This is a genomic window from Flavobacterium salmonis, from assembly GCF_903819435.1.
GTDB classification, from domain to species: Bacteria; Bacteroidota; Bacteroidia; order Flavobacteriales; family Flavobacteriaceae; genus Flavobacterium; species Flavobacterium chungangense.
On sequence record NZ_CAIJDP010000101.1, the window covers coordinates 1 to 284 of the forward strand.

A 284-nucleotide genomic window follows, 5' to 3' on the forward strand; every position below is an offset into this window, starting at 1 on the left:
TATCGGTGGTGCTTATTTGAGGTTCGCCACTTGCTTCTAGTTTTTCTTCCAGTAATTCATAGCGGATTTTGTTTTGTTTTAAACGTTCAATTTTCTGCTGGATGTTTTTGATTTTTTCAGGGTTATGCTTTGCGTCATTTTCTTCCAAAGCATCAAGGTATTGCTGGGTTTTGATTTCGATATACTCTAAATGTTTATCTATTTTCTTTTGATTGAAATTAGCTTTACGGCTATTGTGCGCTCGGCTTTTAGTTCCATCAATAGCAATGGTTTCTCCTGCTATT

1 pseudogene is annotated in these 284 nt (G+C 35.6%); it reads right to left on the minus strand.

The features are described from left to right. A pseudogene (locus FLACHUCJ7_RS25000) lies at positions 1-284 on the minus strand (IS1182 family transposase); the annotation flags it as partial.